At 63.5% G+C, this 24,950-nt stretch carries 24 protein-coding genes; 17 read left to right on the top strand and 7 right to left on the bottom strand.

What is annotated here, in order from left to right:
• Nucleotides 1–92: 92 nt before the first annotated feature.
• The gene (locus tag M0639_RS23660; RefSeq protein WP_058037743.1) at nucleotides 93–1,004 is read left to right on the top strand and encodes a hypothetical protein; all 912 of its coding nucleotides are present in this window, start codon (nucleotides 93–95) and stop codon (nucleotides 1,002–1,004) included.
• Here the strand turns inward: M0639_RS23660 and M0639_RS23655 are convergent.
• On the bottom strand, nucleotides 992–1,603 hold the full coding sequence (locus M0639_RS23655) for a phosphoribosylanthranilate isomerase (RefSeq protein ID WP_064073432.1): 612 nt from the start codon (nucleotides 1,601–1,603) through the stop codon (nucleotides 992–994). The two genes, M0639_RS23660 and M0639_RS23655, sit on opposite strands and share 13 nt — an antisense overlap.
• A gap of 69 nt (nucleotides 1,604–1,672) precedes the next feature.
• On the opposite strand from M0639_RS23655, the gene M0639_RS23650 reads away from it, so the two are divergent.
• The 3 genes from M0639_RS23650 (at nucleotide 1,673) to M0639_RS23640 (ending at nucleotide 5,018) form a co-directional block, all read left to right on the top strand.
• A complete protein-coding gene (locus tag M0639_RS23650; RefSeq protein WP_030535234.1) occupies nucleotides 1,673–2,974 on the top strand; it encodes an alpha/beta hydrolase in 1,302 nt (433 codons plus the stop codon).
• A gap of 91 nt (nucleotides 2,975–3,065) precedes the next feature.
• Nucleotides 3,066–4,295 (top strand): acyl-CoA dehydrogenase family protein, encoded by a 1,230-nt coding sequence (locus tag M0639_RS23645; RefSeq protein ID WP_007733810.1) that lies wholly within the window; start codon nucleotides 3,066–3,068, stop codon nucleotides 4,293–4,295.
• Nucleotides 4,296–4,421: 126 nt separating this feature from the next.
• A complete protein-coding gene (locus M0639_RS23640) occupies nucleotides 4,422–5,018 on the top strand; it encodes a CatB-related O-acetyltransferase (protein ID WP_042451521.1) in 597 nt (198 codons plus the stop codon).
• 12 nt (nucleotides 5,019–5,030) lie between these two features.
• Here M0639_RS23640 and M0639_RS23635 read toward each other — a convergent pair whose 3' ends face one another.
• Complete coding sequence (locus M0639_RS23635) at nucleotides 5,031–5,636, bottom strand: hypothetical protein (protein ID WP_064073431.1); 606 nt, start codon at nucleotides 5,634–5,636, stop codon at nucleotides 5,031–5,033.
• A gap of 67 nt (nucleotides 5,637–5,703) precedes the next feature.
• Here M0639_RS23635 and M0639_RS23630 point away from each other — a divergent pair, with 67 nt between their 5' ends.
• Both M0639_RS23630 and M0639_RS23625 read left to right on the top strand, forming a co-directional pair.
• Nucleotides 5,704–6,057, top strand: a complete 354-nt coding sequence (locus M0639_RS23630; protein WP_020970627.1) for a VOC family protein — start codon at nucleotides 5,704–5,706, stop codon at nucleotides 6,055–6,057.
• A 73-nt stretch (nucleotides 6,058–6,130) separates the two neighbouring features.
• Nucleotides 6,131–7,450: a M18 family aminopeptidase gene (locus M0639_RS23625; protein WP_063315841.1), complete on the top strand. Its 1,320-nt coding sequence runs from the start codon at nucleotides 6,131–6,133 to the stop codon at nucleotides 7,448–7,450.
• 25 nt (nucleotides 7,451–7,475) lie between these two features.
• Here the strand turns inward: M0639_RS23625 and M0639_RS23620 are convergent, their stop codons facing one another.
• Nucleotides 7,476–8,453, bottom strand: a complete 978-nt coding sequence (locus M0639_RS23620) for a Dyp-type peroxidase (protein WP_064073430.1) — start codon at nucleotides 8,451–8,453, stop codon at nucleotides 7,476–7,478.
• A gap of 250 nt (nucleotides 8,454–8,703) precedes the next feature.
• On the opposite strand from M0639_RS23620, the gene purL reads away from it, so the two are divergent.
• From purL to purM, 9 genes are all read left to right on the top strand, one after another.
• Nucleotides 8,704–10,992, top strand: a complete 2,289-nt coding sequence (gene purL, locus M0639_RS23615; RefSeq protein ID WP_003940379.1) for a phosphoribosylformylglycinamidine synthase subunit PurL — start codon at nucleotides 8,704–8,706, stop codon at nucleotides 10,990–10,992.
• Between the two features lie 3 nt (nucleotides 10,993–10,995).
• On the top strand, nucleotides 10,996–12,780 hold the full coding sequence (locus M0639_RS23610) for an alpha/beta hydrolase (protein ID WP_064073429.1): 1,785 nt from the start codon (nucleotides 10,996–10,998) through the stop codon (nucleotides 12,778–12,780).
• Nucleotides 12,777–13,433, top strand: a complete 657-nt coding sequence (locus tag M0639_RS23605) for a CPBP family intramembrane glutamic endopeptidase (protein WP_007733821.1) — start codon at nucleotides 12,777–12,779, stop codon at nucleotides 13,431–13,433. The genes M0639_RS23610 and M0639_RS23605 overlap by 4 nt, the downstream gene beginning before the upstream one ends.
• Nucleotides 13,433–13,822, top strand: coding sequence for a sterol carrier family protein (locus M0639_RS23600; RefSeq protein ID WP_064073428.1), 390 nt, complete (start codon nucleotides 13,433–13,435; stop codon nucleotides 13,820–13,822). Before M0639_RS23605 ends, M0639_RS23600 begins: the two co-directional genes overlap by 1 nt.
• A gap of 170 nt (nucleotides 13,823–13,992) precedes the next feature.
• A complete protein-coding gene (gene purF / locus M0639_RS23595; RefSeq protein ID WP_003940541.1) occupies nucleotides 13,993–15,570 on the top strand; it encodes an amidophosphoribosyltransferase in 1,578 nt (525 codons plus the stop codon).
• Nucleotides 15,571–15,714: 144 nt separating this feature from the next.
• Nucleotides 15,715–16,323, top strand: a complete 609-nt coding sequence (locus M0639_RS23590) for an AIM24 family protein (protein WP_003940441.1) — start codon at nucleotides 15,715–15,717, stop codon at nucleotides 16,321–16,323.
• A gap of 3 nt (nucleotides 16,324–16,326) precedes the next feature.
• Nucleotides 16,327–17,004 (top strand): AIM24 family protein, encoded by a 678-nt coding sequence (locus tag M0639_RS23585; protein WP_003939918.1) that lies wholly within the window; start codon nucleotides 16,327–16,329, stop codon nucleotides 17,002–17,004.
• Between the two features lie 13 nt (nucleotides 17,005–17,017).
• Entirely contained in the window at nucleotides 17,018–17,764 is a 747-nt protein-coding gene (locus tag M0639_RS23580; protein WP_064073427.1) for an AIM24 family protein, read from the top strand.
• Nucleotides 17,765–17,971: 207 nt separating this feature from the next.
• Nucleotides 17,972–19,051, top strand: coding sequence for a phosphoribosylformylglycinamidine cyclo-ligase (gene purM / locus M0639_RS23575; protein ID WP_064073426.1), 1,080 nt, complete (start codon nucleotides 17,972–17,974; stop codon nucleotides 19,049–19,051).
• A 150-nt stretch (nucleotides 19,052–19,201) separates the two neighbouring features.
• Here purM and M0639_RS23570 read toward each other — a convergent pair whose 3' ends face one another.
• From M0639_RS23570 to ygfZ, 4 genes are all read right to left on the bottom strand, one after another.
• Entirely contained in the window at nucleotides 19,202–19,405 is a 204-nt protein-coding gene (locus M0639_RS23570; protein ID WP_003940337.1) for a DUF3073 domain-containing protein, read from the bottom strand.
• Nucleotides 19,406–19,607: 202 nt separating this feature from the next.
• Nucleotides 19,608–20,561: an asparaginase gene (locus tag M0639_RS23565; RefSeq protein ID WP_003940365.1), complete on the bottom strand. Its 954-nt coding sequence runs from the start codon at nucleotides 20,559–20,561 to the stop codon at nucleotides 19,608–19,610.
• Nucleotides 20,558–21,226, bottom strand: a complete 669-nt coding sequence (locus tag M0639_RS23560; protein ID WP_064073425.1) for an MOSC domain-containing protein — start codon at nucleotides 21,224–21,226, stop codon at nucleotides 20,558–20,560. Before M0639_RS23560 ends, M0639_RS23565 begins: the two co-directional genes overlap by 4 nt.
• The gene (gene ygfZ / locus M0639_RS23555; RefSeq protein WP_007733828.1) at nucleotides 21,223–22,344 is read right to left on the bottom strand and encodes a CAF17-like 4Fe-4S cluster assembly/insertion protein YgfZ; all 1,122 of its coding nucleotides are present in this window, start codon (nucleotides 22,342–22,344) and stop codon (nucleotides 21,223–21,225) included. Before ygfZ ends, M0639_RS23560 begins: the two co-directional genes overlap by 4 nt.
• A 79-nt stretch (nucleotides 22,345–22,423) precedes the next feature.
• On the opposite strand from ygfZ, the gene M0639_RS23550 reads away from it, so the two are divergent.
• Together M0639_RS23550 and M0639_RS23545 are read left to right on the top strand one after the other, a co-directional pair.
• Entirely contained in the window at nucleotides 22,424–23,287 is an 864-nt protein-coding gene (locus M0639_RS23550; RefSeq protein ID WP_007733829.1) for an aminodeoxychorismate lyase, read from the top strand.
• Nucleotides 23,288–23,441: 154 nt separating this feature from the next.
• Nucleotides 23,442–24,941: a cytochrome ubiquinol oxidase subunit I gene (locus tag M0639_RS23545; protein WP_007733830.1), complete on the top strand. Its 1,500-nt coding sequence runs from the start codon at nucleotides 23,442–23,444 to the stop codon at nucleotides 24,939–24,941.
• Nucleotides 24,942–24,950 lie beyond the last annotated feature (9 nt).

Genomic DNA, 24,950 nt, shown 5'->3' with positions numbered 1-24,950 from the left:
TGACCTGTGTCTTGACACGGCGCTGTTCACAGCGTTTGACTGAGATGCAAGCTCGAGTTGATTCGCCCGACTGCGTTCCGGGAGGTTGACCTATGCGCGGCAATGGAATTGCAGGCAAGGCTTTCTCAGGCGAGGGCTGTAGACGTGGAGCACGGTCTCATCGCGGGACCGTCTCGGTTCTGGCTTTGGTTGGGGTGTGCGTACTTTCGTTTGCCACCACTCAGATGGCCGGCGCGCAACCGGTTGCAGAGAATGTCGATACCGGGTTCGTGATCCCTTTTGCCGGGGCACCGGTCTACGAGAGCGTCGCGCCCACGCAGATGACTACTCCGGATCAACTCAACCAGCCACTCGGTCAGCAGACTGCGGAAGAGATTGCCGCGCAGATCGGACTCGAGCCAGCCGACGCTTTGACCGAGGAGCAGTATCGCGACCTCATGGCCGGTGGTGGGGTCGGTGGCAATCTCGAGGATGCCGAGGTGATCGACGAATGCGCCCGGATTCTCACCAATACGAACGGGCGGCCCCTCTATTCCGGCACTACGCCGTCGGTTCTGGCCAGTTACGGGTTGTACGTGAATCCCGACGGATTGCTGGAGAGTCCGGCCAACGCGGATGCGCCGACGCGACAGGTGAATACGCTGATCGCCCCTGGCGGTTTCGTGGGCACCTGGTTGCGCAACAACGGTGCAACGCACACTCTGATTGCGCTCTATCAGTCGGCATACACGGTGCAGGCAGTCTACGGATTTGCAGCGCAACAGATTTCGGGAGCAGCGCAGCTGGTGGCCAACACCAAAGGCGATGTGAATTCGGAAGTCGGCATGTCGATGGCACCGCCGCTCTGGATAGTGAACTTCGCACTGCTCTACATCTTGAAGCCGTCACTGGCGGCGGCCATGCCTGCGCACTGGGCTCCCATTCCGCCTGCCGTTGCCGACGCCGTGAAAGCGAGTCCCACCGGTCAAGTCGCTTTCAGTGACTACGCGTCCTATTTCGAGTGATCGGTCTGGCGGACAGCGCTCACGAACTTCTCGATCAACGCGTGGTCCTTGACGCCGCGGGAGGATTCGACGCCGCTGGAGACGTCGACGCCCCAGGCTCCGGTGGCATCGAGTGCGTCGCGAACGTTGTCCGGGGACAGTCCGCCCGCCAGGATCCACTTGCCTTGCGGGCGCGATTGCTGTTGGGCCCAGTTCCACGGCACCCCTGATCCGGCGTCTGCGCCGTCGATCAGGAGTTCGTCCTCGCCGAGGTCGAGATTGTAACCGTCGCGGATGTTGCTGGAGACGACCGCGCGGATGACGGTGAGGCCGGCATCGTGCAGCCGCTGCACTTGCTCGGCGTCGACAAGATCGTGAACCTGTACGGTGCGAAGCCCGGTGATCTTCGCGATCTCGAGGATCTGTCCGATCGGGTTGCCGAGAAAGACTCCGATTGCACGGATGTGATCGGGAACTCGCGCGAGCAGAGCGACTGCGAGTGTGGGGTCGACTTTGCGGACGCTCTCGGCGAAGACGAAACCGATGGCGTCGACGCCCAGGCCCACCGTGAGGTCGACCGTGTCAACGTCGCGTAGGCCACAGACCTTGATGAATGTCACCTGATACAGAGTACTAGCGTCGTCGTCTAGCCTCGTGCGTGCGACATTTCTACGCGCGAGAGGTTTGACGTGGACTGGCTCTACCGAATCAGTTTGATCTCGGGACCGCTGCCGGTGATCCTGACTGTCCTTGGGGTCCTGGGTGGCGTGTGGCTGCTCGGTTCGAACGTGCGCTGGTACTACCGCAGAGCGGTGCCGATCGCGGGGCTGATTGCGCTGGTGATCATGATCGCCGTGTGGATCACCGTCGAAAAGGTGATCGTGCCGTTCCCCGATCCCATCGAGATGTCGATCTACGTGTGGATCGGTCTCGGTATCTACGCGCTGCTACTTCTCGGGCCGCGAATCAAGGCGGGCGGAACCGTCGCGAAAGCGCTCCTGTCCGTGATCGCGACGGTTCTGGTCGTCATCACTGCCGCGACGCAGATCAATCTGGTTTTCGCCGCGTATCCGACTGTGGGAATTGCGTTCGGACACGACGATTTCGACCGCATCTCACTCAGTGAAGTTCCCGGTCCGACCGATCCTGTTGTCACCGGCGATCCCACCGACACTGTGTGGAAAGCGCCGGAGGGCATGCCGATTCGCGGACGGGTCACGACTTTGCCTGTCCCCGGGACGATTTCAGGATTCTCCGCGCGCGACGCGCAGGTGTATCTGCCGCCGTCGTACTTCACCAATCCGCGTCCGCTTCTTCCCGTGCTCGTGCTCATGGCAGGTCAGCCTGGCAAGCCCGAGGACTGGCTCCAGGGCGGAAAGCTGACCGCGACAATGGATGCCTTTGCACGAGATCACGAGGGGTTGGCTCCAGTCGTCGTGATAGCCGATGGAACAGGGTCGCAGATGGCCAATCCGCTGTGCACCGACTCGTCACAGGGCAAGGTCGGCACGTATCTGGCAAAGGACTTGCCCGCTGCGGTGGCGAATGCGTTCCAGATCGACACGAATCCGCGAGCGTGGGCAATCGGCGGGCTCTCCTACGGTGGCACCTGCTCACTGCAGATGGCGACCAATTACCCCGAGGTGTACCCGACATTCCTCGATCTGTCCGGTCAATTGGAGCCTTCGCTCGGTGACCGACAGCGAACCGTCGACGAGATATTCGGCGGCGACGAAGCGGCGTTCGTGAAGGTGAATCCGATGGACCTGCTGGCGACTCGGAAGTTCCCGAACTCGGGCGGAGTGTTCGTCGTCGGAACAGATGACAATGAGTTCAAGCCCGGTCAGCAAAAGGTGTACGAAGCGGCCAAAGCGGCCGGAATGGACGCCAGGTATCTCGAGCTTCCCGGTGGTCACAGCTTTTCGGTGTGGTCGGCCGGCGTCGAGCAGGAGCTGACGTGGATCTCGCAGCGAATGGGACTGATCAGCTGAATCCTGTTCCGGTTTTGGAACGTGTTCTATATTCGGTGTGTGGCTGTCGTTCGGCAGTCTCTCGATCGTTCACCGACTGGAGTTCAGGCACATGTACGAGTGGTCCGACACCGACCTGATGTTCCGCGACGCCTTGCGGGGCTTTATCGACAAAGAGGTGCGACCTCACGTCGACGAGCTCGAAAGCGGTGCGCTGCCGCCGTTCGACATCATTCGCAAGCTGTACTCGACCTTCGGTCTGGCGGACATGGCACGCGAGGGCCTCGAGAAGTCGCTGGCACGCGAGCGCGGCGATGCGCCCTCCGGTGACGGTGAGAAGTCGAGCGCCTTCAGCGGCGCCGGCAGCATGGGCGTCGTGCTCAACAGCGAATTGGCCGGAGTCAGCCTCGGCCTGGTCGCATCGTTGGGTGTCAGCCTCGGATTGGCCGCCGGAACTATCCGCAGCCGCGGCACACTCGCGCAGAAGGAACGCTGGCTCCCCGGCCTGGTGACATTCGAGACCGTCGGCGCCTGGGCGATCACCGAACCGGACTCCGGCTCGGATGCCTTCGGCGGCATGAAGTCCTACGTACGCCGCGACGGCGACGACTACATTCTCAACGGCAACAAGACCTTCATCACCAACGGTCCGTACGCCGACGTGATGATCGTGTACGCAAAGCTCGACGAGGGCGATGCGTCGGTTGATCGTCGCGATCGCAAGGTGCTCGCCTTCATCCTCGACAAGGGCATGGAGGGTCTCACCCAGAGCCCGCCGTTCAAGAAGATGGGCATGAACTCCTCACCCACAGGTGAGCTGTTCTTCGACAACGTCCGCATCACCAAGGACCGTCTGCTCGGCGAGACCGAGGACAGCGGAAAGTCGGACGGCAAATCCAGCGCCAAGGAGAGCTTTGCCGCCGAACGCATCGGCATCGCGTCCCTGTCTCTCGGCATCATCAACGAATGCCACCGTCTGAGTATCGAATACGCGAAGTCCCGCAAACTGTGGGGACGCGAGATCGGGCAGTTCCAGCTCATCCAGCTCAAGCTCGCCGAGATGGAGGTCGCTCGAATCAACGTGCAGAACATGGTCTTCAATGCGATCGAGCGCACCGCAGCCGGAGACAAAGTGAGCCTGGCGGAGGCGTCGGCGATGAAGCTGTACTCCTCGCGCGCAGCGACCGAGGTCGCGATGGAAGCCGTGCAGCTGTTCGGTGGAAACGGCTACATGGCCGAGTACCGAGTCGAGCAGTTGGCGCGTGATGCCAAGTCGCTCATGATCTATGCGGGCAGCAACGAAATTCAGGTCACCCATATCGCCAAGGGCCTCCTGGGCTGACACCGGTACGTTTTCGCTTGTCGGTCGATCGCAGCAGGAACCAGATAGTCTTGCTGCGGTCGGCGACACCGCGCCGACGGATCGGAGTAAGCAGTGAACGCGCCGGATCCCACAAATGTTCATCCGATGGCCGGGCAACCGCGTGTGGTGTTGCTGAGGCCGTTGATCGACAACCCGTTGATCGAGGTAGGGGAGTACACCTACTACGATGATCCGGAGTTCGCCGAAGAGTTCGAGACTCGAAACGTGTTGCATCACTACGGTCCCGACAAACTGGTGATCGGAAAGTTCTGCGCCCTGGCCACCGGTGTCACCTTCATCATGAACGGCGCGAACCATCGTATGAACGGTGTCTCCACCTACCCGTTTCCGATCATGGGCGGTGATTGGGCCAGGCACATGGATTTGGTGCAGGATCTGCCGTCACGCGGTGACACCGTCGTCGGGAACGACGTGTGGTTCGGCGGGAACGTGACAGTCATGCCCGGTGTCCGGATCGGTCACGGGGCGATCGTGTCCACTGGCGCCGTCGTAACGCGCGACGTCCCGGACTACGCAATTGTCGGCGGCAACCCGGCAACGGAGATCAAGCGCCGCTTCAGTGCCGAAGACATCGAGAAGTTGGTGCGAATTGCATGGTGGGACTGGCCGATCGAGAAGATCACCCGCCACGTCCGGGTGATCTCGGACGGGAGTGTCGCGGAACTCGAAGCGGTCGAGTGATCTCCGCGCCCGCTAGTTCGTTCGTGTGAGCGAGTAGTTCCGGACATAAAGCAGGGCGGCCGCGAGAAGGCCGACGGCAAGACCTGTTGCGGTGAAGGTGATCAGGTTCGGCTCGAGGTCGAAGTGGATGATGGCCGATTCGGGGTAGGGCTTCTGCGGGTCACGAGGTTCGGGAAGGACCACCGAATAGAAGGTGGGCGGCCAGATTCGTCCGACAACGGCGACCGCGAGTCCGTAGGCTGTGCCGAAAGCTGAAAGTGCAAACGGAAGAGCAAATTTTCTACCGCGTGTGTCACGGGCCAGCCGCCATCCCGTCGCGTTCAGTATCGCCGAGACGGCAACGGCGACAGCGGTTCCGACTGTCAGAAACCACGCAGTTGCGGGGAACCAATGTGGCGCGTCAGAGTAGCTGTAGCCGTCGATCACCCACATGTATCCGGTCTTGCCGTCCTCCATCGGCGGCGGTGGTGGGGGTTGGATTCCGACATGTTCTGTTCGCGTGGATGGCGTGGCAAATCGCCAGGCGAGCACTCCGAGGATGCTCAGGAGCAAGCCGGTCGCGATGAAAACTGCGAAGAGTAGTTCTGCAACACGGTCGCGCAGCGTTGTGAGTCGCATTCGACGATCGTCTCATCTCAGCCCGAGATCGAGAGTCTTTGTCGGTGGCTTCCATTAGCGTGTGCGCATGACTCTCACACTCGGCATGATCACCTTCGACAGTCTCGATCCCGGTCCGCTCGCAACGTGGTGGGCAGCGCAGTTGGGCGGAAACATCGTCGAGGAAAACGACGGTTGGTTCTACATCGTCGCGGTCCCTGACAGCGCCACCAACTTCGCATTCCAGAAGGTCCCGGATCCCACCGCCGGCAAGAATCGCATCCATCTCGATTTGGGGAGTCCGGATCTCGACGCCGAGGTGGCGCGGCTCGTCGAGGCCGGAGCTACCGAGCACCACCGCGAGAACATGGACGGTTTCCGCTGGGTGACGCTCCTCGATCCTGATGGGAATCAGTTCTGCGTATCCGGTCCTCACGCCTGAGCTAACCGATTCTGTGCCCACCTGATTCGTGGCCACTGATATCCCGGACACCTGTTCGGGCATGATGAGAGGCATGACTTCTCAGACTTCTCGGACGGCTCGGGCCGGGGCGGCTTCTCCGACCGGGGCCGACGCAGACGGCTTGTGCAGCTTCGTCGATTCGTCACCGTCGCCGTTCCATGTGTGCGCGACGGTGGCGACCGAGCTGACGGCCGGCGGGTTCGTCGAAGTCCACGAAACGCAGTCGTGGCCAGCCGAGCCCGGACGGTACTTCCTCATGCGAGGCGGTTCGCTGATCGCCTGGAGCACCGAGGGCGTGGGAAGTACCGCTCCGTTCCGGATTGTCGGAGGTCATACCGACAGCCCCAACCTGCGGGTCAAACAGCATCCCGACCTCACTTCGGCCGGGTGGCAGATGGTGGGCCTCGAACCGTATGGCGGTGCGTGGCTGAACTCCTGGCTCGACCGCGATCTCGGTATCTCCGGACGATTGAGTGTCCGGGTGGGAAACACTGTGGAGCAGAAGCTGGTTCGCATCGACGACCCGATTCTTCGTGTTCCGCAGCTGGCTATCCACCTGTCCGAAGATCGCAAGGGTGTGACGCTGGATCCGCAGAGGCACGTCAACGGAATCTGGGGCGTGGGTTCGAAGCCCAAGTCGTTCATCGGCTTTGTCGCCGAGCGTGCGGGTGTAGCCGCGTCGTCGGTTCTCGGCTGGGAATTGATGACACACGACCTTGCGCCCAGCGCAGTCGTGGGGGTGGACAAGGAATTGGTCAGCGCCCCCAGGCTCGACAATCAGGGCACGTGTTATGCAGGGACACAAGCACTTTTGGCCGCGGCTGAGTCGCCCGGTCAGCAGGTCCCAGTGCTTGCTCTCTTCGATCATGAAGAGGTCGGCAGCATGTCCGATCGCGGAGCTTTCTCGGACCTGCTGAACACCGTGCTCGAGCGGATCGTGTTGGGACGCGGTGGTGGCCGCGAAGAATTCCTGCAGGCGATGGCCGGCTCGGTATGCGCGTCGGGCGACATGGCACACGCGACGCACCCCAATTACCCGGACCGCCACGAGCCCGCTCATCGGATCGAGATCAACGGTGGGCCGGTACTCAAGGTGAACCAGAACCTGCGCTACGCCACCGATGCGGCCGGTGCCGGCGAATTCGCGCTCGCGTGCGATCAGGCGGGAGTGCCGATGCAGCGCTACGTCCACCGCGCTGATCTGCCGTGCGGCTCCACCATCGGACCGATCACGGCATCACGCACCGGACTGTCCACCGTCGACGTCGGCGCGCCTCAGCTCGCGATGCACTCTGCCCGCGAGCTGATGGGCGCGGCAGATGTCCGCATGTATGCCGACGCGCTCGGTGCGTTCCTCACGCCGCGTAGTTAGAGGGTGGGTAGCTGGGAGCGGGCAGTCAAACGGCTGAGAGCCCAGCGGGTGTAGCCGGTAGATCCTCGAAGAAGTCGGCGCTCGGAGTGAAGAACATCGAGCCCGTCACGGCCGTCGAGAAATCGAGCAGACGGTCGTAATTGCCGCGAGGGTTGCCGAGAAACATGTTCTCGAGCATCCGTTCGGTGATCGCCGGCGTGCGGCAGTAGCCGATGAAAAAGGTGCCGATCTCGTCGTCGCCGAGGCGCCCGTACGGCATGTTGGCACGCAGGATCTCGAGAGCCTTGCCGTTCTCGTCCTTGATTGCGTTGAGGGCTACGTGCGAGTTGGCCGGCTTCACTTCGGACGTCATCTCGATGTCTTCGAGCTTGCTGCGTCCGATCACACGTTCCTGCTCGTCGACGGTGATTGCTTCCCAGTCCCGCATCTTGTGGATGTAGCGCTGGATATGGACGTAGCTTCCTCCGGTGAACGCAGGATCTTCGTCTCCGACAGTCACGGCGGCGACGGCGTCGCGGCCCACCGGATTCTCGGTGCCGTCGACGAAGCCGATGAGGTCGCGGTTCTCGAAGTACTGGAAGCCGTGAACCTCGTCGACCACCGTGGCTGCGCCGTGCAGTCGCTTCGTGATCTGCCGAGCCACCTCGAAACACGCATCCATGCTCATCGCGCGGATGTGGAAGAGCAGATCGCCGGGAGTCGACGGCGCCCAGTGAACGTCGCCCTGCAAAGCGGTGAACGGGTGCAGTAGCGCGGGGCGCGGACCGGCGAACAGTCGATCCCAAACCGACGAACCGATGCTTGTCACCACATCCAAACCTGATCCGGGGACGCGCAGCCCCACGGCGCGCTGTAGGCCGGCGACGTCGGCGAGTAGTTCTCGTGTGGTGTTCTCGCCACCCGGATTCACGGTCGCGACCAGGAAAATCGCAGCCGGAGTGAGGGGAGTGGTCACCGACTGGGACTGTGCCGTGAGGTCGGACTGACGAACATCCTGGGGCATGCGAGACCTTTCGAGGGAGAGAGTGGACCGGCCCTGACTTTAGGAAAACCGACCGGATCACCCAACCGGGGCGGGTGTGACCGGCGATACTTCGCAGGCCCGGAGGTGTTGCGGGTGCTGCCGTCTGCGGAAGTCGTCGGCCCACACCGATAGACTGTCCCCCGGCACGTTCTTTCGTTGGGCACATTCGTGGTGTCCCGCTCCGCGCCGGCTTGCCTCTTGACTCCCGTAGGGAAGGGACCACTCTCCAGTGTCTGCTCACCAGGTCGATACCGTCACGCACGCATCGGCTGATCCCGATGCCGCTCAGCCGTTCAAGGAGCTCGGTCTCAAGGACGACGAATACGCACGCATCAAGGAGATCCTGGGCCGCCGTCCCACGGACGCCGAACTGGCGATGTACTCGGTGATGTGGAGCGAGCACTGCTCGTACAAGTCCTCCAAGGTCCACCTCGGATACTTCGGCAAGACCACCACCGACGAGATGCGCGCCAACATGCTGGCCGGTATCGGTGAGAACGCCGGCGTCGTCGACATCGGTGACGGCTGGGCAGTCACGTTCAAGGTCGAGAGCCACAACCACCCGTCGTACGTCGAGCCTTACCAGGGTGCGGCGACCGGTGTCGGCGGCATCGTCCGCGACATCATGGCCATGGGTGCTCGTCCGATCGCCGTCATGGATCAGCTTCGGTTCGGTGCTGCTGACGCCCCTGATACCCGTCGCGTCGTCGACGGTGTCGTGCGCGGTGTCGGTGGATACGGAAACTCCCTCGGCCTGCCGAACATCGGCGGCGAGACGGTGTTCGACGAGTCCTATGCAGGTAACCCGCTGGTCAACGCCCTCGCTGCCGGCGTCATGCGCGTCGAGGATCTGCATCTGGCCTTCGCTTCTGGCGCGGGCAACAAGATCATCCTGTTCGGCGCACGCACCGGTCTCGACGGAATCGGCGGCGTGTCGGTCCTCGCGTCGGCGACGTTCGACGACGAGGGTGGAGACACCGGCGGACGTAAGAAGCTGCCCGCGGTTCAGGTCGGCGACCCGTTCACCGAGAAGGTGCTCATCGAGTGCTGTCTCGACCTCTACAAGGCCGGCCTCGTCGTCGGCATCCAGGACCTCGGCGGCGCCGGGCTGTCCTGCGCCACCTCCGAGCTGGCTGCGGCCGGCGACGGCGGCATGCACATCAACCTCGAGAAGGTTCCGATGCGCGCCACCGGAATGACCCCGGCCGAGGTGCTCTCGAGCGAATCGCAGGAGCGCATGTGCGCCGTGGTCACGCCCGAGAACGTCGATGCGTTCATGGAGGTCTGCAAGAAGTGGGACGTCCTGGCCACCGACATCGGCGAGGTCACCGACGGTGAGCACCTCACCATCTCCTGGCACGGCGAGACCGTCGTCGACGTTCCCCCGCGCACCGTCGCGCACGAGGGTCCCGTTTACCACCGCCCCGTCGAGCGTCCGGCAACGCAGGATGCCTTGATCGCGAATACGACCGCCGGACTGAAGCGTCCCGAAACCGACGCCGAGCTCGAAGCGACCCTGCTGAAGATGATCGCCTCGCCTGCCCTGTGCAGCCGCAAGTGGATCACCGAGCAGTACGACCGCTACGTCCGCGGAAACACCGTCCTGGCCGAGAACGCCGACGGCGGTGTCATCCGCATCGACGAGAAGACCGGACGCGGGATCGCACTGTCCACCGACGCTTCGGGCCGCTACACCGCGCTCGACCCGTACACCGGTGCGCAGCTCGCGTTGGCCGAGGCTTTCCGCAACGTGGCAGTCACGGGCGCAACGCCCAAGGCCGTCTCCAACTGCCTGAACTTCGGTTCTCCCGAGGACCCGGGTGTCATGTGGCAGTTCCAGCAGGCCGTTCGCGGCCTTGCCGACGGCTGCGCCACCCTCGGCATCCCCGTCACCGGCGGCAACGTCAGCTTCTACAACCAGACCGGATCCACGGCAATCCTGCCGACGCCGGTGGTTGCCGTCCTCGGTGTGATCGACGACGTTCACCGCCGCATCCCGACGGGCCTCGGACTCGAGCCCGGCGAGACGCTGATCCTGCTCGGCGACACCCACGACGAGTTCGACGGCTCCATCTGGTCGCAGGTCGAGCACGGTCACCTCGGTGGCGTGCCACCGAAGGTCGACCTCGCCCGTGAGCAACTGCTCGCCGACATTCTGCTCGCCTCTTCGCGTGACGGTCTCGTCACCGCAGCCCACGACCTCTCCGAGGGTGGACTGGCCCAGGCTGTCGTCGAAGCCGCGCTGGCCGGCGAAACCGGTTGCCGCATCCTGATTCCCGAGGGCGCCGATCCGTTCGTGACCTTGTTCTCGGAATCGTCGGGACGCGTCCTCGTTGCAGTTCCGCGTACCGAGGAGACTCGCTTCACCGGTATGTGCACCGCCCGCGGCTTGCCGTGGACGCGTATCGGGGTCGTCGACGAGGGCAGCGACTCCGTCGAGGTCCAGGGACACTTCTCCGTCACGATGGCCAAGCTCCGTGAGGCCTTCGAGGGAACGCTGCCCGCACTGTTCGGGTGATAGATGGTCGATTCCGGAGAACTGACTTCTTCTGACAGCCAGCCGCAGGAACACCACCTGCGGCTGGCTGTTCCCGCACCCCTCGAGAAGCTCGACAACCGCTTCACCGAGTGGGCGTGGGGGCTCCTCAAACTCGACTTCACCGGCATCGCGTTTGCCGCGTTCTTCTTCTGCTGGTCGTTGACCCCTTCGCTGTTGCCGCGCGATTGGCTTTTCCAAGGTCTGATCGGCGGAATCAACTCGGCCATCGGCTACGGCGTCGGTACTGCGATCGGTTGGGCTGTCGAGCGATACCTGCTCAGCGGGCGACGGTGGTGGCCACTGCCCGAGCCGGTGCCTTCCGCGATCAAGGTCTTCGTTCCGGTCGCGTCCATCGTCGCGGCGATCATCATGCTGGTCTACGCGGCCGGGTGGCAACGTGAAATCGCGGCACTGACCGATGCCGAAGGCACGACCACTTCCGGCTACATCCGAACCCTCGGACTGAGCCTGCTCGTCGGTGGCCTGCTCATCTCGATCTGGCGGGTCCTCCACGATCTGGTGAAACTGATTGCCCGACAGCTGATGCGGCGGTTCCACTGGTCACGGTCGGTGGCCAATGGCGTCGGTGTCCTGGTTGTCACCGTCCTGTTCTTCATGCTGGTCGACGGCGTCCTGGTCCGCGGAATCTATGCAGCGACCAACTCGATCTTCAGTCTGCAGAACTCGACCACTCGCGACGGCGTCGTCGAACCGCAGGATCCGATGAAATCGGGTAGCCCCGAATCAGCCGCTCCCTGGGACACATTGGGGTTCGAGGGACGAAACTTCGTCTCGCGCGGACTCGACGCGCAGGAACTCGAAGCGGCAACCGGTAAGCCTGCGATGGATCCGATTCGCGTATATGCCGGACTTGAAAGCGCCGAAGATCCCGAAGAGCGTATGGATCTGGTCATCAAGGAGCTGGAGCGAACCGGCGCCTTCCAACGCAAGGTCCTCGTGGTCATTCCGACGACGGGTACGGGGTGGGTCAATCCCACTGCGGCACAGGCAATCGAACTTGTGCATGACGGCGACACTGCTCTTGTCGCCAGCCAGTACTCGTACCTGCCGAGTTGGATCTCGTTCCTCGCCGACCAGGAGAAGGCGCAAGCTGCCGGACGCCTGTTGATCGAGCGGGTACACGAAAGATGGCTCCAGGAACCGGAAGCCACCAGGCCGAAGTTGATGGTCTACGGCGAGAGCCTCGGCGTCATGGCCGGCGCCGGAGCCTTCGACACACTGCAGGCGGCACGCGATACCGCCGACGGAATTCTGTGGGTTGGCCCACCGAACGCGACGCAGTTGTGGCGTTCGATCGAGAAGAGGCGCGATCCAGGCACTCCCGAAGTAGCTCCTGTCTACGCGGACGGCTTGGCCGGTGTGCGGTTCGCGGATCGCTCCGAAGACATTCCGACCGACGGGATGACGTGGCCGCAGCCGCGGGTTCTGTTTGTCCAGCACCCTTCCGATCCAGTGGTGTGGTGGTCACCCGACCTCATGTTCAATCGGCCCGAGTGGCTCAAGGAAGTACCGGGATTCGACCGCTCGCCGTCGATGAAGTGGTTCCCGGTCGTGACGTTCTGGCAGGTGTCTGCAGACCTCGGTAACGCCGCGGGAGTTCCGGACGGCCATGGTCACAATTACGGAACCTCCGTTCTGGACGCCTGGATCAGCGTTGCCCAGCCCGAGGGATGGACGGCCGCAGAAACCGAGCGGGTGCGATCGGCTTTGGTTGTCGCCGTGAAATCAGAGGGCCCCGAGAAGTGAGGGGAGTCGCCTCGATCGCGCTCTCCGCTACCGCGATCACCTGGAGCAACGTCGTGCTTCCGGCATTCGGTCTTTCGCCTCGTGCCCGCGCCGTGGTCAACACCGCGGCCGGTCTGTCGGCGATCGGAGTCCTACTCGCACGTGGTTACACCCGCGAGGAACTCGGCTTGGCGCACACCGGCATTCGTGGTGGTGCTCAGTTCGGCGGAGCCGCGGCGGGGGCGGTCCTCACCGGCTACAGCGTCGCTTTGGCCGTTCCGTCCTTGCGCGCGACTCTCGCTGCCGACGAGCGAGCAGACGGCCGCGAAGACTTCCTCGAATGGATCATCCTGCACATCCCGTTCGGGACGGTGCTCTCCGAGGAACTGTTGTTCCGTAGCGCGATGTCGGCCGTCTGGAGCCGCGAACTGAACAGGCCGACCGCGCAGGCTGTTCACGCACTGACCTTCGGGCTGTGGCACGTCGCCCCCGCCCGCGGTGCCGGCGACAACGTTCCCGCAGCCGTGGCGTTCACCGGCGCTTCGGCATTGCTGTTCGAGTGGCTGCACCGCCGTGGCGGCAGCGTACTTGCCCCCGCCCTGCTGCACCTGGCCACGAATGCCGGTGGCGCACTTGCCGTTCGTATCGCTACTCGCAGACAGGGAGTGAACTGATGCCGCCCCGCCGCGCCGTCGACCCCGCCGAATTTCGTGCCGCCGTCCTGGCCGTCGGCCCGTGGCTTCGAGATCCGGAACTGCCGAAGCCTTCGCGCAGTGAACTCGGTGCGGCAGTGAAGATGAGTGCGCGCACTCTCGAACAGATCGCCCCCGGATCGAGCGTCGAGGTGCGGGTCCCACCGTTTGTTGCGGTGCAATGCATCGAAGGTCCGCGTCACACGCGCGGAACCCCGCCCAACGTCGTCGAGACGGACGCTCGGACGTGGTTGCAGATGGTCACCGGATTGCTCGAGTTCTCCGACGCCTCCGGTGACGGAAGAGTCGACGCCTCAGGTAGCCGCGCTCCCGAAATTGCGCACTGGCTCCCACTGCTGCGGTTGACCTAGCAACAGAGGGGTTGGCGCAGCAACAGAGTGGTTGACGCAGTAACAGTGAGAGACCATCCGGTTCGCTTCGGCGTGATCTGAGAGCCAAGGCAGCCCTCAGGGGAAGTGAGTCCCAAAATGGCCGTAGACTGTGGATGCCCCCCAACCCCTGCCCACAAAGGGAGCGCCCGGTGACTCGTGCCGATCTGTCGGTCAACAGTCCAAATCTCCTCGCTTCGAACCCGTCCGACGAGGACGAGAACGAGCCCCGCGAAGAATGCGGTGTATTCGGCGTCTGGGCGCCGGGAGAGGATGTGGCGAAGCTCACTTATTACGGCCTGTACGCACTTCAGCACCGTGGTCAAGAAGCTGCCGGCATTGCGGTAGCCGACGGCTCCCAGGTGCTGGTGTTCAAGGATCTCGGCCTGGTCAGTCAGGTATTCGACGAGCAGACCCTCGCAGCGATGCCAGGTCACGTCGCCGTCGGACATTGCCGTTACTCCACCACCGGTTCCACGACGTGGGAGAACGCGCAGCCCATCTTCCGTACGACCACTGCCGGCACCGGCATCGCGCTCGGCCACAACGGCAACCTGGTCAACACCGCTGAACTCGCGAGCCGCACCCGTGCAGCCGGCCTGGTCAACGACAAGCGCCCCAATGCCGCGACTTCCGACTCCGACCTCATCGGTGGTCTCCTGGCACACGCTGCCGGCGACAGCACCATCGAACAGGCCGCGATGGAATTGCTTCCCACGTTGGAGGGCGCGTTCTGCCTCACCTTCATGGACGAGCACACGCTGTACGCAGCGCGGGATCCGCACGGCATCCGCCCGCTCTGCCTCGGTCGACTCGACCGCGGTTGGGTAGTCGCCAGCGAGACCGCAGCACTCGACATCGTCGGTGCGTCGTTCGTTCGCGACATCGAACCCGGTGAGCTACTCGCGATCGACGCCGACGGTGTCCGCTCCTCACGTTTCGCGAATCCGACGCCCAAGGGATGTGTCTTCGAGTACGTCTACCTTGCCCGTCCCGACAGCGTCATCGGTGGCCGTTCGGTCCACTCGACCCGCGTCGAGATCGGCCGTCTGCTCGCCAGCGAGCATCCCGCCGAAGGTGACTTGGTCATCCCCGTTCCCGAGTCCGGCACCCCCGCAGCAGTCGGGTACGCACAGGGCTCAGGCATTCCTTACGGCCAGGGTTTGATGAAGAACGCCTACGTGGGCCGTACCTTCATCCAGCCGTCGCAGACGATCCGTCAGCTCGGTATCAGGCTCAAGCTCAACCCGCTCAAGGAAGTCATCCGCGGCAAGCGCCTTGTGGTGGTGGACGATTCGATCGTCCGCGGTAACACCCAGCGTGCGCTCATCCGGATGCTCCGCGAAGCCGGCGCCCTTGAAATTCACGTCCGTATCGCCTCGCCGCCGGTCAAGTGGCCCTGCTTCTACGGCATCGACTTCGCCTCACCGGCCGAATTGATTGCCAACGGCGCGGGCGGACAGGATGCGACGTTCGAGGAGATGCTCGACGGTGTGCGTCGTTCCATCGGAGCGGACACCCTCGGATACATCTCCACCGAGGGCATGATCGCCGCCACCGAGCAGCCGGCCAGCCGTCTGTGCGCCGCGTGCTTCGACGGGACCTACCCGATCGCGCTTCCCAAGGAAACGTCGATCGGCAAGAACGTCCTCGAGGGGATGCTCGAGAGCACCGCAGGTTCGACGGCCACTCGCGACAACGACAATGCGAGCGCGCTCAGCCGCCCCTGAACATCAGAATCGTTGAAATTCGACAGCCGAGAATCTGCCGTCCACAGCATGTGGGCGGCAGATTTTCTGTTCACGACTTTCTGTTCCACGACACGGCATACGTCGCGAGCATCTGGCATAGTGCCCTCCGTGGCGCAACTGAGAATGGATGGGCACCGGGTACTGGTCGCAGACCTGGTGGGGGACACCATCAAAGCGATCAACGGCTCGATGGTGGCGTACGAGGGTGCGATCACCTTCAAGAACGCCGGAATGGGCGGTGGTGGCGGGCTGCGTGCTGCGCTGAAACAGAAGGCGGCAGGTGAATCACTGTCCCTGATGGAAGTCAGTGGTCAAGGCACCGTCTATTTCGCGGTCGATGCCCAGGACATCACGATCATCGAGCTCAACAACGACGCTCTGCACGTGGAAGCGTCACAGTTGCTCGCATTGGTCGGCCAACTGCGAACCGACGTGAAATTTGCCGGTCTCCGCGGCGCAGGTTCCGGACAGGGCTTGTTCACGACGGTCGTCAGCGGCACCGGTCTGGTGGCGGTGCTGTCGAAGGGCGGACCGATCATCGCGCTCGAAGTCAGCCCGCAGTATCCGCTGGTTGCCGATCCCGACGCCTTCGTCGCTCACCGTGGCCAGCTGAACCAGAGCTTCGTCACCGACGTCACCTGGCGCTCTGCGATCGGCGGTGGCAGCGGTGAAGCGTTCTCGCTGCGATTCGACGGATCCGGAGTCGTCTACATCCAGCCTGAGGAGCGCTGACCCATGCCGTTGGAATTGGTGAACAGCAAGGTCGTCAAGTCGACCCTCGCACCGGGACAGAACGTGCTCGCCCGCACCGGGTCGATGCTCTACTACACCGGTGACGTCCGCTTCATCCCGCACAGCATGGGCGGTGGGCCCGGCGCCATGCCGAACATGGGCGGTATCGCCGGGATGGCCGGCCGCATGATGTCCGGCGAACACGCACGCATGATGGCCGCCGAGGGAAACGGTGAGGTTTTCTACGGGCACGCCGGTCTTTACGTCGAGGTCATCCACCTCGACGGTTCCTCGATGCTCACGGTCGAAGCCGACCGGCTCCTCGCACACGACGGTTACCTGCAGAGTTCGATAGTCGCTCTCACGTCGCAGGGCGGTGTGCGCGGAGCGGTACGTGGCGCCATGACCGGTCAAGGCCTGTTCACGACGCAGTTGCACGGACAGGGAAGCGTCGCGGTTCTCTCGCACGGGGGCGCGATTCCGTTGCAGGTCGGTCCGAACAATCCTCAGGTCGTCGTCGACCCGCAGGCATACGTGTGCCACATCGGTCAGATCAACGTCGACATCTCCGCGAACGTCGGCTGGCGCGAGGCCGTCGGCAAGGGCTCGGGGGAGTCCATCCAGCTGAAGATGACCGGCGCCGGCACCGTCTGGGTCCAGGCGTCCGAGCAGAAGTTCTGAGAGGGCACAGAGCATGGGTATCGAAATTCACAATCCGGCAACTCTGCCCGCCAACGACAACGTCCCGGGTAACGATTACGCCTTCTGCGTCGAGATGGCCGGGCAGCCGTGGTTCACGTCCAAGGGCGCGATGATCGCGTACTACGGAAACATCAACTTCGAGCCGCTCGGGCACACGAGCATGACGGCGATCGTCGCGGCCAGGTTTTCTTCACCGCTCTACGCGGACGACTGGGTGCTCGCTCAGGGACAGGGCAAGTTGATCCTCGGGGACCGCGGATTCAACATCAACTCCTACGACCTCGACGACGGCAACCTCACGATTCGCGCGGCCAATCTCCTCGCCTTCGAGACCAGCCTGGACCTCAAACAGTCCATCGTCCCAGGCTTTTTGACGCTACTGGGGACAGGCAAGTTCCTGGCGTCGTCCAATGGCCCGGTCATGTTCGCGGAGCCGCCGCTGCGCATCGACCCGCAGGCGTTGGTGGGTTGGGCCGACTGCCCGTCGCCGTCCCACCACTTCGATGCCGACTGGATGCAGAGCTTCCTGGGCGCGGTTCGCGGAAGCATGTTCGGCGCGAACACCGGTGAAGAACGCCAGTTCGATTTCACCGGAGCCGGGACGGTACTGATCCAGTCGAGCGAGAAGGTCGTCCACGACGGACACCTCCTCAAACACATCGAATCCGAGACGGTCGCACTCGGGCAGAACAGTCTGCGCGCACTGCACGCCTCGATCGGTGCGCGGCTGCAGAACTGACGTCTCGGGGTACGCGAGGTCTCACCGAGGGGGCCGGTCCGGTAGCGTATGGGCGTAATCGTCGGTATTTGTGTGCGCGCTCTGGGTCTCGAGTCGAACGATCCATCTCGCGTCACGAGGATTGCAAACACTTCACATTGCAAGACCACTTACCTGTGCACGAGCAATACGTGCTCGCGAGAAATACAAGGCTGGAGTAGTAACCCGATGACCGAGGACAGTCACCGCACCGCAGGCGCCTCCTACGCGGCAGCAGGAGTCGATATCGCCGCAGGCGACCGGGCGGTGGAACTCTTCGCCCCTCTGGCCAAGAAGGCCAGCCGCCCCGAGGTCATGGGTGGCCTCGGTGGTTTCGCCGGCTTGTTCTCCCTCAAGGGTGACTACAAGGAGCCGTTGCTCGCCGCATCGACCGACGGCGTCGGAACCAAGCTCGCTGTCGCGCAGGCGATGGACAAGCACGACACGGTCGGACTCGACCTCGTCGCCATGGTTGTCGACGACCTCGTCGTCTGTGGCGCCGAGCCGCTGTTCCTCCAGGACTACATCGCTGTCGGCCGGGTCATCCCCGAGCGCGTCGCGGAATTGGTCAGCGGTATCGCCGAGGGCTGCATCCAGGCCGGTTGCGCTCTCCTCGGTGGCGAGACCGCCGAGCACCCCGGCATCATGGCTGACGGTGACTACGACCTCTCCGCCACCGGCGTCGGTGTCGTGGAGGCCGAGAAGCTGCTCGGACCGGATCGCGTTCGCCCCGGCGACGTCGTCATCGCGATGGGTTCTTCGGGACTGCACTCCAACGGTTACTCACTGGCCCGCAAGGTCCTGCTCGAGATCGACCGCATGAACCTGAGCGCACACGTCGACGAGTTCGGCCGCACGCTCGGTGAAGAGCTGCTCGAGCCCACCAGGATCTACGCCAAGGACTGCCTGGCACTCGCTGCCGAGACCGACGTGCGCACGTTCTGCCACGTCACCGGTGGCGGCCTCGCCAACAACCTCGCGCGCGTCATGCCCAAGGGCTTGGTCGCCGAACTCGATCGCGGAACCTGGAGCCCCGCTCCGGTCTTCGCCATGATCGCGCAGCGCGGACGCGTCGAGCGCGCCGAGATGGAGCAGACGTTCAACATGGGCGTCGGCATGGTCGCCGTCGTCGCACCCGAGGACGTCGACCGCGCACTTGCCGTCCTCACCGCACGCCACATCGACTGCTGGACGCTCGGTAGCGTCAAGAAGGCGTCGGACGCCGCTGCAGAGCGTGCGTTCCTGGCCGGAGACCACCCGCGCTTCTAGACCGCAACGTCAGCTGCCCCATCGGAGAGATCCGGTGGGGCAGTTTTGTGTGTCCGTGCAAGCAGACGCGAGGCGGAAAATGGAACGCAAAAATGAGGAAGAGCGATCAGCTCTTCCTCATTTCACAGTCTGCGCGGTGGCAGTGCGCGGTCAACGCCGCCAGTCGTCGTAGTCGTCCTCTCGCGCATGCCCTTCCCTATCGGAAGTCTGGTCCGATCGGACACTGCTCCGATGCGAGTTGGTCGATCCACCTGCGAGCTCTCTTTGCAGGCTGTCGAAATCCGTGGTCGGTACGCTGTATTTCAATTCGCGTGCAACCTTGGTCTGCTTTGCCTTAGCCCGGCCGCGGCCCATGGCTGACCCCCTCGCGCTTTCGCGGGGCGGCCTGGGGAATTTGGCGGCCCCGTTTGAGTGTGTAAGTTTCCTGACACACACTCTAGCGTGGAAAAGTCGCTTCCGCTTCCACGAAGGCCTCACCGCCGTGTCTGATTGCTCTCACTATGGCCGCGAGCTGCCAGGATGCTGAAAGAACTCGTCAGAACTTTGTGAGAACTGCTCAGAAGTTTCCGGGAATTGCGCGAATCGTCCCCACTCGGGCGTCGCCGCCGAAGACCGGAGCGGATGCGAGAGCCGCCAACTCCTCGGTCCACTCGGTGTTCATCCGCTTGAGCAGAGCTGCCGCCAAGGGCAGGAGCGCCCGCTCGTGACCGTCGTCGATCTTGAGGGCGAAAGCGGACCCGTCGGGAAGCGCTCCGGCGTAGATGCCGTCGTATCCGGTCTTGGAGAACAGACCCGGCACTGCGGACATCAGGCGCTGATCGTTGCGGCCGGTGCCCGAGACGAGGAAGGGGTTCTCGCGGACCGCGTCGGCCACAGCTCGTTCGGGTGAGTCGGGCTCAGCCGAGGGCAGGCGTCCGAATGCCCGAGCCAGGTTCGTGAGCGAAAGCGGGACGATCGGGAGACCACAACCGTCGATGCCGAGTTCCTGCTCTTCCTCGCCGCTGAGATCGAAGATCGTCTCCTGGATCGCGAGTTGGAGGGGATGAGTCGGCTCCATGTACGTCTCGAGCGGCCAGTCGTTCACGACGCACGTGGCGAGCATCGCGGAGTGCTTGCCCGAGCAGGTCATGTAGATCGGGCTGGGAAGCTCGCCCGCTGCGATCAGTTCGGCTCGGGCCAGTTCGTTGCCCGGCAGATCGGAGGGGCACTGCAACTGGTCGACACCGAGTTGGTAGCGAGCGAGAAGCGCTGCGACCAGTTCGATGTGATCGGCCTCGCCCGCATGTGAGGACGACGCGACGGCCAGCTCTTCCGGGCTGGTGGGTGCAAAGCCGTTACGAAGCGCAGCGACGGCTTGCAGCGGCTTGTTCGCCGAGCGCGGGTAGATGGGTGTGTGAATTTCCCCGAGTCCGACAACGACCTCGCCGTCGGCGCCGAGAATGACGGCCGATCCGCGATGCACGCATTCGCGGAATCCGGAGCGGACCACTTCCACCAATTCGATACTCACGAGTGCACCTGCGCTTCTGCTTGTTCGATGAACCTCTGGACGCGCGCGGTGACGTTCGGTGCAAGGTCGGTGTGTTCTGCGAGCAGCCGTCGAAGCCGCTCAGGGTCCGTTCCGGCGAAGACCTCTCGAACAGTCACTCCGTGATCCGGTACGTGGACTCGGGTGACCGAATCGCCCGCGGCGATCGTGCCGGTCCGGTTGACGCGAAGGTAGGCGCCGACGTCGGTCCGCTCGGTGAATCTTTTGACCCAGCCCTTTTCCGCGGCCCAGATGCCGAAGGTGCCGCACGGGACGCGGGGAGCAGTCACCTCGAGTTCGAGAACGTCCGACGCCTCGGCTCCGGTGATGTGCCAACGCTCGCCGATCACGGCGTCCGTGACGAGCATCCCGATGATGTGAAGATTCTCGCCGAACCATCCGGGGCCGAGAGGTCGGCCCAATTCGTCCGACCAGCGCTGCGCTTCGTCGCGCTGATACGCGTAGACAGCTTGGAAGGCGCCGCCGTGGAACTCGGTGTCGCAGACGTAGTCGCCACCCAGACCGAGTCGGCCGACCGCGACGCGGCCGTCGACGGGACGCTTGTCGATCGCGGTACGGGGGACTCGCCTGACGCCACTGTCACGTTCGGTGTGGACGACGCAGACCGCGTCGACCGTGCCCGTCACTTTCCGCGCAATCGGTTGACAGCCTCACGTCCGGCCTGGGGTGCGTCGTCCGCCACGATCGAATCCGGATCGATGGACGCAGCGCTGGGGCCGGCCATCAGTTCGGTGTCGACCGGGATGTTGCGCTTGATCAGAGCGAGTGCGATGGGGCCGAGCTCGTGATGATTGACGACGGTCCCGACGCGTCCGACGGCCCGTCCGCCCGCCGTGATCGGGTCACCCGGTTCCGGGACGGCTTCGGCGCTGCCGTCGAGGTGCAACATGACGAGATGGCGCGGGGGCTTGCCGAGATTGTGAACTCGGGCGACGGTTTCCTGACCGCGGTAGCACCCCTTGTCGAGGTGGACGGCGCCGTGCTCGGCCGGCCCACCGATCCAGTGGACCTCGTGCGGGATGGTCCGTTCGTCGGTGTCCAGTCCGAGGCGAGGCCTCGTCGCTTCGACGCGCAGTGCCTCGAAGGCCCAACTGCCGGCGGGCTTGGCGCCGGCATCGGTCAGCCTGGTCCACCACGCTGCCAGTTGCTCACGTGGGACGAGAAGATCGAAAGAGTTCTCGGTAGGCCACGGCATGCGGCGGACAAATCCGCCGTCGGCCAAGGCGTGAGCGTCGTAGGCCTCGGTGGGTGTCTGAACCTCGAGTGCGGCGAGGACAGTTGACGCTTCGGGTCCGATCAGGCTCAGGACCGCGAGTTCGTTGCCGTCTCGAGGTTCGGCCTTGGACCAGAACACCATCTTCTTCAAGAAGGAGAGAAGGTCGGGTCCGCGGTTCGCCTCGGTGTCGATCCAGGTGACACCTGCCAGGTCCGTCTGCACGAAGTGGTGCTCGACGCGTCCGTTGACGTCCAGGCTCAAGTTCTCGGCACTCTTGCCGTCGGGGAGCGCGGCGATGTGCTGGCTCGAAATCGTGTGCAGCCACGTGAGGCGTTCGTCGCCGGGAATGGCGATCACGAATCTGTGACTGCGGTCGACCACCACTGCTGCGCGCTGCGCGGTTCGCTGTTCGCCGAGAGGATCGCCGTAGTGCCACGCGACACCGATGTCGGCCGAACCGTCCGGTGCGGTGACCGCGCCGGGGGAAGTCAGAAGTGGGCTGTTGGGCACAAGAGCGTTGTCGACCACGAGACCAGTCTAGGAGTGTGGGCGGGATCGCGGTTACAGGGCGGCCCCGGCGGCTTGGCGGATCGTTAGGGTTGATGGCATGCCTGATCGCGTATTGGTGACTCTCGACCATGAGGTGCTCGATGCTGACGCACCGTTTCTGCACGCCGACGACCTGGCGGTGGTGCGCGGCGACGGAGTCTTCGAGACGCTGTTGGTACGCGACGGCCGCGCCCGGGTGGTCGAGGGACACCTGAGTCGACTGGTTCTGAGCGCGCGGGCACTCGGTCTGCCCGCTCCCGTTCTCGATGATTGGCGTCTGGCGATCGAGATGGCTGCCGAGGAGTGGGGGACCGAGAAGGAAGGCGCTCTTCGTCTTGTTCTGACCCGCGGCCGTGAGAGCGGTGACAAGCCGACAGCCTTCGTGATGGTCGGTCCGGTGGCCGATCGGGTCAGACAGGTCCGCGAATCGGGGTTGTCGGTGATGACTCTCGAGCGAGGTTTCTCTGTCGATCTCTCTGCCCGGGCACCCTGGCAGCTACTGGGCGCGAAGACGTTGTCGTACGCAACCAACATGGCAGCGCTTCGATATGCGGCGAATTTGGGTGCTGACGATGTGATCTTCGTCAGTTCCGAGGGCAATGTGTTGGAGGGGCCACGCTCGACGGTGGTGATCGTTCGGGACAGGACTTTGATCACACCGCCTCCCGCACAGGGCATTTTGATGGGCACTACGCAGCGCGCCCTGTTCGACGTTGCCGGCAGTGCTCGCTTCGATTGCCGATACGAAACCCTCCGACCTGCGGATTTGATTGCGGCCGACGGAGTGTGGATGGTTTCGAGCGTCACGCTGGCCGCACGCGTCCATACACTCGACGGGCTCACATTGCCAGAGCCGAAGGTCTCCGGGGAATTCGCGGAATTGGTTGAACGTGCAATTGATTCGGATTCAGCAGGGCGATAGGCGAATAGGATTCGCGACAGGTCTCTACTACATTTGGTAGTAGCAAAGTCCTGCGGTCCAAACCGGACAGCAGTACCGTGTCCGCAGGGGCCGAGCGACTGCCCGCGTCTCGAACCCCGAAGCCTGTCCCAGGGCCCTACTCTCGGAGTAGCCAATGGATACTTTGGACGTCTCCAGGTGGCAGTTCGGTATCACTACCGTCTACCACTTCATCCTTGTTCCGCTGACCATCGGACTTGCGCCGATGATCGCGATCATGCAGACGATGTGGGTGGTCACCAAAAAGGACCACTGGTATCGGCTCACCAAGTTCTTCGGCAAGCTTTTCCTCATCAACTTCGCACTCGGTGTAGCCACCGGCATCGTGCAGGAGTTCCAGTTCGGCATGAACTGGAGCGAGTACTCGCGATTCGTCGGTGACGTCTTCGGAGCTCCGCTCGCATTGGAAGGCCTCGTCGCCTTCTTCATGGAGTCCGTCTTCATCGGACTCTGGATCTTCGGTTGGGGCAGGCTGCCCAAACTTGTACACCTGGCGTGCATTTGGCTCGTGGCGATCGGCGTCAACGCGTCGGCATTCTTCATCATCGCGGCCAACTCGTTCATGCAGCATCCGGTCGGTGCGACGTACAACCCTGAAACGGGTCGTGCCGAGCTCACCAGTATCTGGGAGCTGCTGACCAACAACACCGCTCTCGCTGCCTTCCCGCACGCGGTTGCCGGCGCCTTCCTGACAGCGGCGACGTTCGTCGCCGGCATCAGTGGTTGGTGGATGGTGCGGAACATGCGCCGCGCCAAGCAGGCTGAGGCCGCCGAAGCCGAGCGCCTCGAAGCCGACGCACGGACGATGTACCGCCCGGCAACACGATTCGCGTTGCTCGTCATGATCGTGGCCGGAATCGGCATCATCTATACCGGTGACGTCCAAGGCAAGCTCATGTTCCAGCAGCAACCCATGAAGATGGCGTCGGCGGAATCGCTGTGCGACACCGAGATGGATCCGGACTTCTCGATCCTCACTATCGGCACTCACAACAACTGTGACAGCGTGACGCACGTTCTGAAGGTGCCGTTCGTTCTTCCATGGTTGGCCGAGGGCAAGTTCACCGGCGTCGAACTGCAAGGCGTGAACCAACTGCAGGAGCAGGCGGAGCAGGACTTCGGACCGGGTAACTACCGACCGAATCTCTTTGTCACGTACTGGTCTTTCCGCGCCATGATCGGCCTCGCCGCCGGTTCGGCAGCACTGGCTCTCGCGGGACTGTGGGTCACTCGTAAGGGGCGGGTCCCGGACCAGAAGTGGTTCGGAATACTCAGCCTGGTCGCGATCCCCACTCCGTTCATGGCGAACAGCGCCGGTTGGATCTTCACCGAGATGGGCCGTCAGCCCTGGGTGGTGCATCCCAACCCGACCGGCGTCGACATGATCAGACTTACTGTCGACCAAGGTGTTTCGGACCACGCGTCGGCTACCGTCTGGGCTTCGCTGATCACCTTCACCCTGCTGTACGGAGCGCTGGGAGTCGTCTGGTTCAAGCTGATCGTGCGGTACGCGAAGGAAGGCCCGTTGGAGCACGACATGCATCCGCCGGGCGATACAGATCATGACGAGCCGGAAGATCCGGACAAGCCCAAACAACTGTCGTTCGCGTACTAGGAGGCGATC

This window comes from Rhodococcus qingshengii JCM 15477 (genome assembly GCF_023221595.1).
GTDB lineage: Bacteria > Actinomycetota > Actinomycetes > Mycobacteriales > Mycobacteriaceae > Rhodococcus_F > Rhodococcus_F qingshengii.
Note: the sequence above shows the minus strand (reverse complement) of the source record. Positions and strands in the feature narration are given on the sequence as shown.

Bases quoted from the DNA above. Each gene is read 5' to 3' on its own strand.
- M0639_RS23660 (WP_058037743.1), top strand. From the start codon at position 93: ATGCGCGGCAATGGAATTGCAGGCAAGGCTTTCTCAGGCGAGGGCTGT.
- M0639_RS23645 (WP_007733810.1), top strand. From the start codon at position 3,066: ATGTACGAGTGGTCCGACACCGACCTGATGTTCCGCGACGCCTTGCGG.
- M0639_RS23640 (WP_042451521.1), top strand. From the start codon at position 4,422: ATGGCCGGGCAACCGCGTGTGGTGTTGCTGAGGCCGTTGATCGACAAC.
- M0639_RS23545 (WP_007733830.1), top strand. From the start codon at position 23,442: ATGGATACTTTGGACGTCTCCAGGTGGCAGTTCGGTATCACTACCGTC.
- M0639_RS23600 (WP_064073428.1), top strand. From the start codon at position 13,433: ATGCCGCCCCGCCGCGCCGTCGACCCCGCCGAATTTCGTGCCGCCGTC.
- M0639_RS23635 (WP_064073431.1), bottom strand. From the start codon at position 5,636: ATGCGACTCACAACGCTGCGCGACCGTGTTGCAGAACTACTCTTCGCA.
- M0639_RS23570 (WP_003940337.1), bottom strand. From the start codon at position 19,405: ATGGGCCGCGGCCGGGCTAAGGCAAAGCAGACCAAGGTTGCACGCGAA.
- M0639_RS23585 (WP_003939918.1), top strand. From the start codon at position 16,327: ATGCCGTTGGAATTGGTGAACAGCAAGGTCGTCAAGTCGACCCTCGCA.
- M0639_RS23550 (WP_007733829.1), top strand. From the start codon at position 22,424: ATGCCTGATCGCGTATTGGTGACTCTCGACCATGAGGTGCTCGATGCT.
- M0639_RS23620 (WP_064073430.1), bottom strand. From the start codon at position 8,453: ATGCCCCAGGATGTTCGTCAGTCCGACCTCACGGCACAGTCCCAGTCG.
- M0639_RS23630 (WP_020970627.1), top strand. From the start codon at position 5,704: ATGACTCTCACACTCGGCATGATCACCTTCGACAGTCTCGATCCCGGT.
- M0639_RS23610 (WP_064073429.1), top strand. From the start codon at position 10,996: ATGGTCGATTCCGGAGAACTGACTTCTTCTGACAGCCAGCCGCAGGAA.
- M0639_RS23590 (WP_003940441.1), top strand. From the start codon at position 15,715: ATGGATGGGCACCGGGTACTGGTCGCAGACCTGGTGGGGGACACCATC.
- M0639_RS23625 (WP_063315841.1), top strand. From the start codon at position 6,131: ATGACTTCTCAGACTTCTCGGACGGCTCGGGCCGGGGCGGCTTCTCCG.
- M0639_RS23580 (WP_064073427.1), top strand. From the start codon at position 17,018: ATGGGTATCGAAATTCACAATCCGGCAACTCTGCCCGCCAACGACAAC.
- purM (WP_064073426.1), top strand. From the start codon at position 17,972: ATGACCGAGGACAGTCACCGCACCGCAGGCGCCTCCTACGCGGCAGCA.